General features: G+C 68.7%; 15 protein-coding genes. All 15 read right to left on the bottom strand.

Features of this window, described 5'->3' with window-relative positions:
* Positions 1-8: 8 nt before the first annotated feature.
* The 15 genes from IPG50_37825 to IPG50_37755 all read right to left on the bottom strand — a co-directional run bounded on the left by IPG50_37825 (position 9) and on the right by IPG50_37755 (position 12,832).
* Entirely contained in the window at positions 9-1,064 is a 1,056-nt protein-coding gene (locus tag IPG50_37825; protein ID MBK6697908.1) for a sigma-54-dependent Fis family transcriptional regulator, read from the bottom strand.
* 385 nt (positions 1,065-1,449) lie between these two features.
* The gene (locus IPG50_37820; GenBank protein MBK6697907.1) at positions 1,450-3,363 is read right to left on the bottom strand and encodes an HDOD domain-containing protein; all 1,914 of its coding nucleotides are present in this window, start codon (positions 3,361-3,363) and stop codon (positions 1,450-1,452) included.
* Positions 3,364-3,448: 85 nt separating this feature from the next.
* Positions 3,449-4,330 carry a hypothetical protein gene (locus tag IPG50_37815; GenBank protein ID MBK6697906.1) on the bottom strand — a complete coding sequence of 294 codons (882 nt, stop codon included), beginning with the start codon at positions 4,328-4,330 and terminating at the stop codon, positions 3,449-3,451.
* Complete coding sequence (gene flgK / locus IPG50_37810) at positions 4,330-5,703, bottom strand: flagellar hook-associated protein FlgK (GenBank protein MBK6697905.1); 1,374 nt, start codon at positions 5,701-5,703, stop codon at positions 4,330-4,332. Before flgK ends, IPG50_37815 begins: the two co-directional genes overlap by 1 nt.
* Positions 5,704-5,742: 39 nt before the next feature.
* Positions 5,743-6,117, bottom strand: a complete 375-nt coding sequence (locus IPG50_37805; GenBank protein ID MBK6697904.1) for a hypothetical protein — start codon at positions 6,115-6,117, stop codon at positions 5,743-5,745.
* Positions 6,114-6,395 (bottom strand): flagellar biosynthesis anti-sigma factor FlgM, encoded by a 282-nt coding sequence (gene flgM, locus IPG50_37800; protein MBK6697903.1) that lies wholly within the window; start codon positions 6,393-6,395, stop codon positions 6,114-6,116. Before flgM ends, IPG50_37805 begins: the two co-directional genes overlap by 4 nt.
* A gap of 2 nt (positions 6,396-6,397) precedes the next feature.
* Positions 6,398-6,691, bottom strand: coding sequence for a hypothetical protein (locus IPG50_37795; GenBank protein ID MBK6697902.1), 294 nt, complete (start codon positions 6,689-6,691; stop codon positions 6,398-6,400).
* Between the two features lie 89 nt (positions 6,692-6,780).
* Positions 6,781-7,902, bottom strand: a complete 1,122-nt coding sequence (locus tag IPG50_37790) for a flagellar basal body P-ring protein FlgI (GenBank protein MBK6697901.1) — start codon at positions 7,900-7,902, stop codon at positions 6,781-6,783.
* A gap of 40 nt (positions 7,903-7,942) precedes the next feature.
* Positions 7,943-8,644, bottom strand: a complete 702-nt coding sequence (locus IPG50_37785; protein MBK6697900.1) for a flagellar basal body L-ring protein FlgH — start codon at positions 8,642-8,644, stop codon at positions 7,943-7,945.
* A complete protein-coding gene (locus IPG50_37780; GenBank protein MBK6697899.1) occupies positions 8,641-9,447 on the bottom strand; it encodes a flagella basal body P-ring formation protein FlgA in 807 nt (268 codons plus the stop codon). Before IPG50_37780 ends, IPG50_37785 begins: the two co-directional genes overlap by 4 nt.
* 2 nt (positions 9,448-9,449) lie before the next feature.
* Positions 9,450-10,232 (bottom strand): flagellar basal-body rod protein FlgG, encoded by a 783-nt coding sequence (gene flgG, locus IPG50_37775; protein ID MBK6697898.1) that lies wholly within the window; start codon positions 10,230-10,232, stop codon positions 9,450-9,452.
* Between the two features lie 156 nt (positions 10,233-10,388).
* Positions 10,389-10,691, bottom strand: coding sequence for a hypothetical protein (locus IPG50_37770; protein ID MBK6697897.1), 303 nt, complete (start codon positions 10,689-10,691; stop codon positions 10,389-10,391).
* Positions 10,692-10,737: 46 nt separating this feature from the next.
* The gene (locus IPG50_37765; protein MBK6697896.1) at positions 10,738-11,247 is read right to left on the bottom strand and encodes a hypothetical protein; all 510 of its coding nucleotides are present in this window, start codon (positions 11,245-11,247) and stop codon (positions 10,738-10,740) included.
* Positions 11,244-12,023, bottom strand: coding sequence for an OmpA family protein (locus IPG50_37760; GenBank protein ID MBK6697895.1), 780 nt, complete (start codon positions 12,021-12,023; stop codon positions 11,244-11,246). Before IPG50_37760 ends, IPG50_37765 begins: the two co-directional genes overlap by 4 nt.
* 29 nt (positions 12,024-12,052) lie before the next feature.
* The gene (locus tag IPG50_37755) at positions 12,053-12,832 is read right to left on the bottom strand and encodes a flagellar motor protein (GenBank protein MBK6697894.1); all 780 of its coding nucleotides are present in this window, start codon (positions 12,830-12,832) and stop codon (positions 12,053-12,055) included.
* Position 12,833 lies beyond the last annotated feature (1 nt).

Raw genomic sequence — 12,833 nt, 5'->3', positions numbered from 1 at the left:
TCGGTGACTCAGATGGCGCGGCGGCGAAGAATCTCCACGAGCGTCGTGCGTTTGAGACCCAAGAGCCGCGCCGCCTGGTTGCGGTTGCCCCCGGTGCGCTCGAGGGCGCGCCGAATGAGCTCGTTCTCGTAGGTCGCGACGGCGGCGCGAAGGTCAATGCCCCCGTCGGGGAGCGCGGCCGGGCGCTCCGATTCGGGCGCCGGCGCCATCGACGAGGTGCTCGGCGGCGGCGGCGGCGGGATCGCGAAGGCGCGCATCTGCGAGGACGAGTCGCGCGAGGGGGCCACGTCTTCCAGTTGCACGAGCGGTCCCTTTGCGAGGAGGACGCCGCGCTCGACGGCGTTCTCGAGGGCGCGGATGTTGCCCTTCCATTCGTGGCTCTGGAGGTACTCGGTTGCCTCTTCCGTGAAGCCCTCGACGACGCGACCCGAGCGGAGCGCGCTCTGACGGAGGAAGTGCTGCGCGAGCACGGGGATGTCGTCGCGGCGTTCGCGGAGCGGGGGCAACTCGATGTGGATCACGTTGAGGCGATAGTAGAGGTCCTCGCGGAAGCGGCCGGCGAGAACCTCGGCCTCGAGGTTGCGGTTGGTCGCAGCGACGATGCGGACGTCGCACTTCTTCGGACGTTCTTCGCCGAGGGGCGTGTACTCGCGCTGTTGGAGGACGCGAAGGAGCTTCACCTGAAGCGACAAGGGAAGCTCGCCGACCTCGTCTAGGAAGAGCGTGCCGCCTTCCGCGACGGCGAAGCGTCCGGCGCGGGCGCGGTCGGCCCCCGTGAAGGCACCGCGCGCGTGACCGAAGAGCTCGCTCTCAAGGAGGTTCTCCGGAATCGCGCCGCAGTTGACCGTGACGAGCGGTCCGTCCTTGCGCGGACTCGCGTCGTGAAGCGCCGCGACGATGAGCTCCTTGCCCGTACCGCTCTCGCCCGTGACGAGGACTGTGCACGTGGAGTTCGCCACGCGGTCGATGGTCGACAGGACGTCGCGGAGCGTCTGCGCGTGCCCCACGATCTTCCCGATGCTCGTGGGCCGAAGCGTAAAGCGTGGGGCGGCCTTCACGGTCATGCTCTCGACCGGCGCCGAGGCGGTCGAGCCGGGGTCTTGTACGGAGAACTGGTCAAGCTGATGTGCGGTGATGCTCATGGTTCGCCTGTCCTCTGGGTGCAGCGTCGGGTGGGTGCAGCGTCGGGGTGGTCAGTGTCGGCGCGGTCGTTGTGACCACGGTTGGAGTCAATGCAGCGCGCGTGCCATCCTCGGAAGCGCGCGAATCTTCATGGATCAGAGGCCGCCGTCCGGGTCACGACTGACCCCGCGCCCGCGGCGCGCTGGCGCCCTTCGAGCGGCGCGTCGCTCGATTCGTGAGTTCCTGCTGGTTTTCCCGTCTCTTGGCCGGGGGTCACCCCCGACCCGGGGCGGGGTTTCGAAGACCCCTGGCAAGGCTCCGACCCAGTCATCCGACCCGGGCCAGCGGCTGGGCTCGCGGCCGGTCCACCGGCAACGACTGTGGGTCCTGCTCTTCGTTGGGCGGCGCGAGCGTGGCGACCCTGGCCACCGACGCCCCCGGCGACGCGCGCGGTTGGCGGAGGACTGGCAAGGCCGGGAGCCCTTCGCGCGTCGACTCACCGTAGGGTACCGACCCCGATGGGCGACCGATCCCCTCGACGAAGCCGGCTAAGTTTGGAAGGTCGAGCGCGACCTCCAGCGACGGCGCCTCGGCGGCGAGCTCCAGCGCGTCAACGTCGACGGCTTCGAGCTCGTCCCCCGTCAGCGTGGTCGTTGGTGAGCGATCCGTCGGAGGGACGTCCTCCGCTACCTCGGCCGCGGGGCGCAACCGGATGAGCGTCGACAGATCGGCCGGCGCGAAGATGCGCGTGTCGTCCACCTCGACGGGCTCGGGCACCGAAGCCGGCTCCCCTTCCCCGAAGACCGCCGCAAGCGCCGATCCGACAAGCGCGCCCTGCGTCGGTACCGGCGCTTCGCGATTCGCGGAGCGGAACGACCGGCGCCTAGACCAGCGACGGGCGGCGGCGCCGGCGCCGGCGCCGAGCGCCAACGCAAACGCACCGCCAACGCCGAGCGACAAGTCCACTTCGAAGAATCCGCTGAACACGATCATCATGCCCGCGGACGCGGCCCCGATGAGCATCGTCCCCACGAGGGCTGCCGTCGGCGCGTCGGCGGTGTCGGAGAACTCGGCCTCGCACTCGACGCAATAGCCGAGGCCTGGGTCGTGCCCCTCGCACATCGGGCGACCGCAGGCGCCGCAGCCGCGCCCGTACGACGGCTCGTTGCAGATGCCGCACGCGAGATCCGCCACGGGCGCGCCCGCCGCCACATCGCGGCGACGCCCCAGCGTCTCGTGCTGCGTGCTCTCGGACAGGCCCTCGGAGAGGGCGATGTCGTCGCCGTGGAAGAGCGCTCGACTCTCGCGATGCGCTCGCGCGAGCTGCGGCCAGAGTCGCGCGAGGTCCTCCTCCGAGAGCCCCAGGTAGCTGGCCGCTGTCCCGCTTGCGGCCTTCTCGATCATCTCTTCCTTGCTGTCGGCGCCAGCGCTCAGGGTCTCGGCGACCTGATCCGCGAGGCGCAACGCCTCCACCATGAGCGCCACGCGGCCGCCGGCGTGGTGGGCGCGCCCCGGCTGGTGATGCCATCCGACGACGCGCGGAATGGGCGCGGGGATCCGCCACTTGATGAGCATCTGCGCCGCGAGCACAGCGTGGTCGAAGCCGTATTGCTCCCGCTCGAGGCGGCACAGCGTCTCGTCGTCGCCGGCCACGCCCAAGAGCCCGGCGTAGGTCTCGTCACCGGAGTCGAGCATCATCAGCTTGCCGAGATCGTGCAAGAGGCCGCAAGCGAGCATCTCCTCCGACGGCACGCCAAAGCGCTCGCCAACGATTCGGGCGATGGCGCCCGTCACCGCTGCGTGTTCGAGGACCTCCGTCGAGAGGGCGTCACCACGCTCGAACATCGACAGCACCGCCGTGCTCGTCACCAGCTCGCGGATGCGTCGCGGCCCGAGCAACGTCACGGCGTGGTGGAGCGACTTGCACCGCGCCTTGAGGCCACAAGCCGCCGAGTTGACGTAGCGCAAGAGACGCGTCGCGAGCGTCGGGTCCGTCTCGATGACGCGCACGACCTCGCGAACGTGCTTCTCGGTGCCGCTCGTCAGCTCGATGACCCGCTGAGCGGTCCGCGGGAAGGGCTTCACGGCGCACGTCTTGGCGACGAGCGCCGCCGCGCTCCGCGCAGCAAGTTGCTCGGCCTCGTAGTCTGAACCGAAGCCGAGCCACGCCTCTTCGTCGGCGCTTAACTCGGCCCGCGGGCCTCCACCATCGACCGCGCTCCGCCAGGCTTCGTCGTGCATCGTCATGTCGTTGACTTGAAGTGCAAAGCGCTTGCCAGGACTCGGTCGCGTGCTCGCGGCGTCGCGTCGCCTCGTCAGGCTGGCGCTATTGGCCGAGGCTGGAGAGCGCGAGGAGCTTCTTGGTGACCTCAAGGCTCTGCTCGTAGGCCGTCTTGGCCCGCGTAAGCTCAGAGAAAGCCTGGATCGGATCGGCTTCGACCGCCGCGGCCCGGCCCTTGGCCACGAGGACCGTCGTGTCGGTGGCGAAGGCTTGCGCCGCTCGAAGGCGATCGATCTTCGCGCCCGCGTCGGCGCGCACGTTCGACAGTTGCCCCAAGACGCCGTCGATGGCGTCGAGTGAATCGCGAATGCCCGTCAAGTCGTTGGCGCCGAGCGCCAAAGTTAGCGCGTCGAGGACAACAAAAGCGTCACGCCCGTTGACGCCCGAGGCGGTGAACGCGTCGGCTCCACTCAGGCTGACGCTCTCCGTCACGCCGTCGGCGACTTCAACGCGAAGCGCATCGAGGTTGCCTTGGTACGCCGCGTTCGTGTCGAAGGGTGCCGTATCGACGCGGGTGCCCCCGAAGAGGTAGCCATTTTGTCCCTTGGAATTGGCGAGGCCCGAGAGCGTCGCGCGGAGCGAACGCACCTCGGCGGCGGCGCCCGTGCGGTCAGCAGCGTTCAGCGTGCCGTTGGCCATCTGCACCGCGATCTCGCGAACGTGGGCGACGACGTCGGTGGCGCTCGCCAGTGAGCCCTCGGCGATTTCCAAGTCCGACGTGGTGCGCCCCAGAACCTCGGCGCGGACGTCGAGTCGCTTCAGGCGCTCGCTGTGCGCGAGCATGGACGCGTACGCCGCCGGCCCGTCCGAGGGGAGCTCCACACGCTTGCCCGTGGCTGCGACGCGGGCGGCGCGATCGAACCGAAGGGCCGCCTCCGCAACAGTCTTGATCGATCGGAGGTATCGGATCCCGTCGGTGATGCGCATCACAAGTCCCTCAACAGCCCCTCAAGCAATTGGTCTGCCGCTCGAAGAACCCGCGTGGACGCCTCGAAGGCTCGCTGAAGCTGCGTGAGCTTCACCATCTCTTCATCGATGGACACGCCGCTCGACGACGAATACGTCGCCTCCGCCTGCGCGACGGTGTCGGCGCGCAAGGCGACGTCGCCCTCGGCGGCCATGCGACGCGCGCCGAGATCCGAGACGAGCCGCGCCAAGGTCATGCCGGGCGTGGCACCGCCGGCGAGTGGCTTGTCGAGCAGTTGCGCGATGGCCACGGCAATGTCACTCCCGCCGGGGAGACTCCCGGCCGTCGCCGCGGCGGCCAAGGCACCGGGACTCGAGGCGAGCGCAGCATCCACCGCAAGGCTCGCGGCAGCGCCGGCGGGTCCGCCAACGCTGAAGAGGTTTCGGCCGCTCACGCCGTCGAGGCCGACGCCCGTCTGGTGGACCGCGTTGACGGCCGTCGCGAGGTCGAAGGCGAAGCTGTCGAGCGAGCTCATGAGCTGGGGCACGTCAGTGTCGCGTACGCGGAGGTATCCGCCGAGACGGCCACCGTCGACCTTGCTCGTGACGTCGAGGGCGCTGCCGCCAGGCCGTACCGCGCGGACGGAGAGGTCACCGTTCGATTGGACGTTCACGCTTAAGGTCGACGCCGACGAGCCGATCACCAAGGCAGTGCCCGCCGCGAACAAGGTGACCTCTCCGCTTGCCGCCTCAATGGAGCGAGCGCCCAGGCTCGCGGCGAGGTCGCGGATGAGGACGTCGCGCCGATCGCGCAGATCGCCTGCTTCGTTGCCCGTCGCCGTGGCCTCCGCGATGCGGCCGTTGAGCGTCGCCACCTCGGCGAGCTTGAGGTTGGCCTCCTTGGCCTCCGCTTCAGCCTTCGCCGCGAGCTCGCCGCGCGAGGCGACCAACCCGCCGGCGAGATTGCCAAAGGCTCGAACGAGCGCCTCGCTCTTGGTGAGCACCTCGCCTCGAAGGTTGGGGTCCGCGGGCGACGCCGAGAGGCGCGTGAAGGAACTGAAGAGGTCGGTCACGGCGCTGGAGATCCCGCGCTCGGCAGGGCCGAGGAGGCCCTCGATCGTGGCGAGCGCATCGGCGCGGACGCTGGCTTCACCTTGACGCCCCTCTTCTTCCACCAAGCGCGAATACGCGAACCCGTCGGCGCTGCGCGCGTAGCCGGTCATTTCGACGCCGCCTTCGCCAGCGCCTACGACGGGACGCGTCGAGAGCTGCGCGTCGCGCCGCACGTAGCCGGGCGTCGTCGCGTTGGCCACGTTCTGCCCCGTCGTGTCGATGGCGGCTTGCTGCGCCAAGAGCGCGTCACGCGCGATGTTCAATACGCCGAAGAGCGACACGATGACCTCCCTGTGCGTCGGTTCCACTGAAGCGCTGCGCTACCCGACGATGCGCAACCGGCCTTTGCGGAGGCCAGCCTTGTCCATGATGTCGAGCGCCCCCTGCACGGAGTCGCGCGCGTAAGAGAGCAAAATGCCATTTCGCCGGAGCTCGCCGGAAAGCCAACGCAGGCGCTCCGCAATCGGCGCGAAGCGGGGCTCGCCGGTGTCGGCGTTGGGCCATCGCTCCGAGCGATCCTCGGCGAGGAGTTCCGTCAGTGACTGGAAGAGCGCTTCCTTCTCTGCGGCGAGGCGCGCGATCGCCGCCACGTCTCTCCGGCGGAGCGCCAACCGCTCGTCCGCGAGGAGCGCCGCGAGGCCGTCGAGCGCCGCGTTCGTGGCATCGGACGGCGCGTTTGGCGCGCTCGCGGTCACTCGTCTTCTCCGACGAGCTTCTGCGCGATGGCGCGAGCGTTGACCTTGAAGTCGCCGCTCGCGATCTGCGCCTTCAACCGGTCGACCTTCGCGGTGTCGACGCTCGATTGGTCCGAGAGCTCTCGGGCGCGAGCCGAGAGCTTCACCTTGACGCTGTCTCGCGCGCCAACCTCCGTGGCACCTTCCGATGCGCCGTGGGCGTGGCCAGCCTTCTTCGGCTGACTTGCTCCGCCCACACTTGCGTCGCCTTGCGGCCCTCGGGTGTCGTTGATTCGCATCTTCAGCCTTCCTGCTTCTCGGAACGGCGGCTCTCGCCGGTCCTTGAGGTTTTTGGTTCGATTTCTTGCGCCGGGGCGCTTTCCTGCGCTCTTGCGAGCGTTTGCGAAATCGAGCCTTCGATCTGCTTCACCAGTCCAAGACCACCTGCACGAACCACACCATCGGCGAGGGCCTCGACGGCGAAGGAGCCGTATTGACCCGCCCCCTTGTCCTGGCCGCGCTTGCCCATGAGATTTGCGGCGTCGAGGAGCTGGCGCACGAAGATGCCCTCGAACTGGGTCGCCGCTTGCCGCACACGGTCGGCGTCGGTAGGCCCGGCGCTAACGCGACGGTCCGTCGTAACTTCGACGGGGCCCGTCACCGATCCGACACCCAGTTTGACGCTCATTGGACCACCACCTCCGCCTCGAGGGCACCGGCGCCTCGCAAGGCCTGGAGCACACCGGCCAGCTCCCGCGGAGAGAGGCCTAGGAGCCCCAACGCCGACGCAACCTCGGCGAGCGTCGGCGAGCCGCCCATGTACGTGACCGACGGCCCCGACGGTCCGCCTTCCTTGGTTTCGATCTCCGTGCGCGGCACGACGGCGGTGCTGCCCTTCCCGAACGGCGCCGTCGGCTGCGAGACCTCGGGTGTCTCTCGAACGATCACCGTCAAGGACCCATGCACCACGGCTGCCGGCGCGAGCCGCACGTCACCACCAGCAACGATGGTCCCGGTGCGTTCGTTGATGACGACGCGCGCTTTGCGAACCGGCACCACCTCAAGCTCCTCGATCTCGGCGATGAGCTCCACGATGCGGGTCTTCTTGGTGTCGGGCACGCGCACGACGACAGCGCCGCCATCAGACGCCTGGGCTGTCCCCTTCCCGAGCTTCTTGTCGATGGCCTCCGCGATGCGCGCCGCCACGGCAAAACCCGGCGTGCGAAGGTCGAAGCGGAGCTGCCCCTTGTCGACGATCTGCCCCACCACCTCGCGCTCAATGATGGCGCCCTCGGGGACGCGACCGGAGGTCGTGCTGCCGGACTTGATCGAGGACCCGCTGGCACCCTTGGCGTCAAAGCCGCCCAGAAGGACCGGGCCTTGGGCCACCGCGTAGGTCTTTTGATCGGGCCCTTTGAGCACGGCTTGCACGAGCACACCGGACGAGAGCGAGCGTGCGTTGCCGACGGAGCTCACGGCCACGTCGAGGTGTGTCCCGGCCTTCGCGAAGGGCGGCAACGTCGCGGTGACCATGACGGCAGCCACGTTGCGGAGGCGGAGTTGCTTCGGATCGACTTGGATGCCCAAGCGCCGCAACATCGAGAGGACGGACTGCGCCGCGAAGGGTACGGAGAGATCGTCGCCGGTCCCGGCGAGACCCGTCACGATGCCGAAGCCCACGAGCTGGTTGTCGCGCGCGCCGTTGACCTCGCAGAGATCGCGAATCTTGTCGGCGCGGGCCGAGCCGGGCCAAAAGAGCACGACCGCGAGCGCGAGGACGAACAAGAGGTGATTGCGTCGTTTCAAGGTGGGCTCCGATGCGCTCAGAAGGTCGCTCGAACGAGTCTCAGAATGGGTTGAGGGTGTCGACGAGTCGTCCGAAGAAGCCCTTGCGGGTTTGATCGTCAACGTCGCCGCGACCGGTGAACTCGATCTGCGCGTCGGCGATGCGCGACGAGCCGATGGTGTTGTCTTGGCCGATGTCAGCGGGGCGAACCAAGCCCGAGAGGTACATGTGGTACTCCTCGTGGTTGATCATCACGACCTTGGTGCCCTCGAGGTAGAGGTCGCCGTTCGGCATTTCGCGCACGACGCGGACCGCGATGCTGCCCGTGAGCTGGCCCTTGCGGCTCGTGTTTCCCTCGCCGGAAAAGCCGCTCTTGGTGGCGTATTCGAAGAGCTTCTCCGGGTCCATCGTCGGGTAGGCCTTCTTCAGCGCCGGCATGATCCCGAGGAGCGAGCCCACACCACCTGAGCCGCTGCCCTCCTTGGAGAGCTTCGTCGTCGCGTTGCCCTGCGCGTCGGCGTTTTCGTCAATGCGGACGACGACGAAGTCGCCGACGCGAACGGCGCGCGTGTCCTCGAGGTACCCGCCGACGGCATCGCTGAAGAGCGAGCCGTTGGACGGGCGCGCGCTCGGCGCCTTCTGCGCGTAGCCGCCGGCCTTGTACACGCGCTCGCGTGGCGTAAAGGGTGCGACGTGGGCGGGGCCACACGCGACCATGGGTAGCGCGAGGCAAACGGCGAGGGCGAGCCGCGCGAGCTTCACGGCCCCTCCACGAAGAGGGCCTTGCCCGGCTCGGTGAGCTTGGCGCGCACCACGCGGCCCGTGTTGCGAATCGTGACGGGCACCGTCTCGCCGACGTTCGCGTCGGCGCCCAAGACGGCGGCGGCCGCGACCTCGATGAGGCCGCGGCGCAGGACGATTTGCACCGGCTGACCGCGACCAGCGTCGGGCTTCGCGCCCTCGTCGGAGACGTTGAGCTCGACGGGAACGAGCAGCGAGGCGAGCCGCTCCGTGCCTCGCGCGAAGGTGACGATGGCCGTCAGCCGGTGGGCGCCGGCGCGACGGGGCACCTTACCGAATTCGACCGTGGAGCGATCGAAGCCGTCAGGCACCGTCGCTGTGGCGGGCGCGCGCACGGCCGCGAGCGTGACGCCCCGCGGGAGCGACGCCTTTTGGATCTCGCCCTCGATGAGCGCCGCGTCCACCGCGCGCGTCTTGCGGACGACGCGAACGGCGGCGAGGCTCTCCGCCTTCCCTTCGAAGCCGGCATCGCGAAGCAGCGACGCGAGCTCGGCCTTGCCAAAGACCCGCGACCCCGACGGGACCGGGGAAGGACCGACGTCGAAATCCGCGACGGCCCCCTCGGCGAAGGACACCAGTTCGCCGAGCCTGAGTCGCGGCGTGGCCACGAACACGGTGCGTACGCCGGGCGCCGCGGGGCTCTTGGTCACGACCTTGGCCGCGAGCTTCGCGGGCGATGCGTAGACAATGGCCGACGACAGGGGCGCGGCGAGCAAGATCGACGCGGGCAACACACTCCGGAGCATCCATCGCGACGGCGTCATGATCACCTCATTTGCGTGGCGTTGCGGAGCATCTCGTCGGCGGCGGCGATGACCTTCGAGTTGATCTCGTAGGCGCGCTGGGCGCGGATGAGGCCGATCATCTCGCTCACGACCTCGACGTTCGAACCTTCAACGGCGCCTTGCATCACGGTGCCTCGGCCGTCGCCGCCGGCGGCGCCCGTTTGCGCGTCGCCGCTCGACGCGGAGGCCTCGAAGAGGTTGTGCCCCACGGCCGTCAGGCCGCCGGGGTTGGGGAACGTCGCGATCTGGATTTGCCCGAGGTTCGTCGGCGTCGCCTGGCCCGGCTGCGTGGCGCTCACCGTGCCATCGGACCCAATCGTCACCTTCGTCGAGTCGGTGGGGATGGTGATGGGCGGCTCGACGGGGATACCTTCGCTCGTGACGAGCTTGCCGCCGGCATCGAGCTTCATCTGTCCCGCGCGCGTGTAGGCCACCTGCCCGCTGGCGCGCATGACGGGGATGAAGCCCGGACCTTCGATGGCCAAGTCGAAGGGGTTGCCGGTCTGCTGCAGCGAACCCTGCGCAAACGACCGCGACGTCGCGGCGATGCGCGCACCGGAGCCGACCTGCGTTCCCGTGGGAGCGACGCCGCCGCTGGCCGTGGGCGCTGCACCGCGGAGGTTCTGGTAGAGGAGATCCTCGAACTCCGCGTCCTGGCGCTTGTAGCCCGCCGTGTTGGCGTTGGCGAGGTTGTTGGCGATGGTGTCGAGCTTGGTTTCCTGCGCCACCATGCCGGTCGCAGCTACTTGGAGTGAGCGGAACATGTCTCGTCGAGATGCGAGCGCAGTGCCAAGACTCAGCCCGGAGAGGGGCGCCACAATCGGCGATGGCTGCGCCCCGAAGCCCGCTTCCGTCAGCGGACCGTCACGTTGCCTGGCCTCTCCGTCACCGAACCGGCGGGAGGTGTCGGCGCACCGGCGCTACGCGTCGCTGGCCGCGTCGACAGAGGTGGCGGCGTCGACCTCGACGCTCGCGTCGGACTTGGCGCCCGCGTCGCTAACGGGCGAGCTCGACGCACCGGCCTCGCTGGGGCTCTTCGCCGTCGACGAAGACGGGCCCGCCGCGTCGCCAGGCCCTTCCACGGCGGCCGGCGCCTCGGCGAGGCGAACGCAAGAGCCGCTCGCGCAGGTCTCGCCGTTCGCGCAGTCGCTGTAGCGGATGCACGAGCCCTCGGGCTGACACGCGACGGCGCACGCCGCGAGCGCGATGACGAGCGCGACCACGGTCGTGCGGGCGCGGGCGCCGACCGACCTACCCAGCCAACGAAGCTCAGAGGTCTGCACGGAACCCCACGGCCAGAAGGGCGCGCCAGAAAACCGAGTCGTCGGGGATGTCTTGACCGATGAAGAAGACGTTGAACGACGGGCCGAGGGTCAACTGCGTCGTCTTGGAGAAGGCGAAGCGCTGCTCGAAGCCCCCGCCGGCCCCAAAGAGCGTATGGGGCGCCACGAGCCCTTCGCCCGAGAGAAAAATGAGGCTGCTGGGGCCTAACAGGCGCCCGTAGCGCGCCGCGCCGCCGAAGCTCGCCTTCGGCTCTACCTCGACGATGACCGCGGCGCCGAAGATGTCCTTGGGTCGCTCGTCGACGGCGAGGTCCGCGCCCAACGACACCACGCTGCGGGCGCGGCGCATCGCCACCTCGGCGCCGCCGACGTCGATACCTCCCGCGACGCTCGCGCGGGCGGCCACGAGCCACTCCTGCGCATGCGCCGACTCCGGCGCGGCGACCATCGCCGCGAGCGAGCTCAAGAGCGTCACCAACAGGGAGACCTTTTTCACGGTGCTTTGCCTTTCTCATCGGGACGCGCGTCAACGGCGGTGCCGTCGGCCGTGTCCACGCCGGTGTTCACCGTCACTACGAGGTCGACGCGCCGGTTCGTGGCGCGCGACTCGGGCGTCGCGTTGGGCGCAATGGGGTGAAACTCAGCGTAGCCGGCGGCCGAGAGCCGATCCGGTCCGATGTCCTGCGCCGCCAGCTCCGCCACGACGGCCGTCGCGCGCGCCGTCGACAGCTCCCAATTGGAGCGAAATCGCGCCGTTCGAATCGGCTTGTCGTCGGTGTGGCCCTCGACGCGAACGGAGAGCTTGCGGCGCTTGAACTCGGAAGCCAGCGCCACCAACACCTCGCGAGCCTTGGGCTTCACGCGATCGTCGCCGCTGTCGAACAACATCGCGTCGCTGAGGCGCAACACGAGCTCGTTGCGGCGGGCGACCAAGCGAAGGGTCCCGAGCTCCGCGTCTTTGTTCTTCTGCCGCTTCTGCAGCTCCGACTTTAGGCTCTCGAGCTCGGTCGGCAGCGTCGTGGCGTTGGGTCCTACGATCTCCGACGACACGAAGTTCGGGGCGCCGGGCATCACGCTCGTGCCGGAGAAGGGGAACACCTCGATGCCGACGGCCTTCGAGAACGACTCGCTGAAGCGACCGACCTTCTTCGAGTCAACCTGCGACGCAGCGAACATAACGACGAAGAAGGCGAACAGGAGCGTGATGAAGTCGGCGTAGCTGATCAGCCACCTTTCGTGGTTCACGTGCTCGGGATGCTTTTTCTTACGCATCGACGCTCCTCCTCGTCACGTCTGGGCCCTCAGGCCGTCGCCGGCGCCGCAGCGCCTGCCTTGCCGTGACCGTGGTCGTGCACGAACTCAGCCAAGCGATCGCGGACGAGCTTCGGGTTCATTCCCTCTTGAATCGCGAGCACGCCGGTGAGCATCAGCACGCGGGCCGTGGCTTCCTCGCGCACCCGAAGCTTGATGCGACCGGCCATCGGCAGAAAGACCACGTTGGCGAAGGCGACGCCGTAGATGGTGGCGACGAAGGCCGCCGCGATACCGGCGCCGACGGCGGCGATGTCGCTCAGGTTGCTCATGACGTGGATGAGGCCCAAGACGGCGCCGATGATGCCGATGGTGGGGCAATAGCCGCCGAGCGCTTCGAAGACCTTGGCCGCGTCTTCTCCGTGCTCCTCGTGCTGACTGATGGTGACCTCCATGGTGTCGCGCAACGTGGCCGAATCCACGCCGTCGACGGCCATGGTGAGCGCCTTGGCGAGGAACGGATCGGAGACCGTGGAGGCGACCTTCTCGAGCGCCAGGATGCCGTCGCGCCTCGCGCGATTCGCGTAGTCGACGATCTCTTCGATCATCTTCGGGAGATCGTAGTGGCACTTCTTGAAGGTGCCGCTGACGATCTTGATGGACTCGGAGATGGTCGCGAGCGGGAACTGCACCATGGTCGCCCCGATGGTGCCGCCGAGCACGATGAGCATGGCGGGCCCGCCGACGATCGACGACGCGTGCCCACCTTCGAGCATGTTCCCAAGAAGAATCGCCGCGAGCGCGACGAAGATGCCGATGAGCGGCTCCATG

The sequence above is a fragment of the Myxococcales bacterium genome, from assembly GCA_016703425.1.
Lineage (GTDB): Bacteria > Myxococcota_A > Polyangia > Polyangiales > Polyangiaceae > JADJCA01.
The sequence above is the reverse complement of the archived record's forward strand: the minus strand, read 5'-3'. Positions and strand labels throughout refer to the sequence as shown.